The sequence below is a fragment of the Cellulomonas uda genome, from assembly GCF_006538705.1.
GTDB classification, from domain to species: domain Bacteria; phylum Actinomycetota; class Actinomycetes; order Actinomycetales; family Cellulomonadaceae; genus Cellulomonas; species Cellulomonas uda.
On sequence record NZ_BJLP01000098.1, the window covers coordinates 1 to 1303 of the forward strand.

Consider the following 1303-nt stretch of genomic DNA (forward strand, 5'->3'; position numbering starts at 1 on the left):
TGAACCGCCCCGGGTTCCATGGAGGCTCTCAATCCACGGAGGATGAGAGTCATGGCAGCACCGAGGAAGTACCCGGACGAGCTTCGGGAGCGGGCGATCCGGCTCGTGCTGGACGCGAGGAAGGACCCGGCGACCCGACCGGCAGCGGCGCGGCGGATCGGTGAGCAACTCGGGATCAACCCGGAGACGCTGCGCGGGTGGGTCAAGCAGGCCGAGATCGACGCCGGGGACCGGCCCGGGACGAGCACTGCGGATGCGGCGCGGATCGCCCAGCTGGAGCGGGAGAACCGGGAGCTGCGCAGGTCGAACGCGATCTTGCGCAGTGCGTCGGCTTTCTTCGCGGCGGAGCTCGACCGCCCGTCGACCAGGTAGTGGCGTTCATCGACGCCCACCGTCAGGAGTTCGGGGTCGAGCCGATCTGCGCGGAACTGCAGGTCGCCCCGAGCACCTACTACGCGGCCAAGGTCCGACCGCCCTCGAAGCGGGCGCTCACCGACGCGGCGCTGAGCGAGGTGATCGTCGTCGAGCACGCGGCGAACTACTCGGTCTATGGGGCGCGGAAGATGTGGAAGCACCTGCACCGCGCCGGTCACCCGGTCGCGCGCTGCACGGTCGAGCGACTCATGCGGGCCGCTGACCTGCACGGAGTCGTCCGCGGCCGGGCCAAGCGCACCACAATCCCGGGCAAGGACGGTTCTCGGGCCGGTGACCTGGTCAACCGGGCGTTCACCGCGACCGCGCCGAACCAGCTGTGGGTGGCGGACTTCACCTACGTCCGGACCTGGGCCGGCTTCAGCTACGTCGCGTTCGTCATCGACGTGTTCTCCCGGATGATCGTCGGCTGGAAGGCCGACACCCGCATGCGCGCCGACCTGGTCACCGACACCCTCGAGATGGCCGTCTGGGCGCGCGGCCGCGCCGGGGTCAACGACCTGGCCGGGTTGATCCACCACAGCGACGCGGGAGCCCAATATGTCAGTCTGGCGCTGACCGAGCGGCTCGCCGCGCTCGGGATGCGCGCCTCGATCGGGTCCGTCGCCGACGCCTACGACAACGCCCTGGCCGAGTCCACGATCGGCTTGTTCAAGAACGAGCTGATCCGCCGCAAGGGACCATGGCGCACGCTCGACGACGTCGAGATCGCCACGCTCGAGTACGTCGACTGGTTCAACAACCGGCGCCTGCACACCGAGCTCGGCGACATCCCACCCTCCGAGCACGAGGCCAACCACTACCGTCAGAACCCGGCGTCGACGACGCTGGAGACCAGAGAACCGAGCCTCCACTGAACCCGGGGCGGTTC

Annotated in this window: 1 protein-coding gene and 1 other annotated feature; the gene reads left to right on the forward strand. The window is 69.3% G+C overall.

Translation table 11 applies throughout. The annotated features are described in order from the left end of the window. Positions 1 to 51: 51 nt before the first annotated feature. A protein-coding gene (locus CUD01_RS16290; protein ID WP_232514680.1) for an IS3 family transposase occupies positions 52 to 1289 on the forward strand; the annotation gives its coding sequence in 2 pieces (ribosomal slippage) (positions 52 to 331 and positions 331 to 1289; 1239 coding nt in all). After that, positions 330 to 443: a sequence feature (AL1L pseudoknot), on the forward strand. It overlaps the preceding gene by 114 nt. Positions 1290 to 1303: the final 14 nt, after the last annotated feature.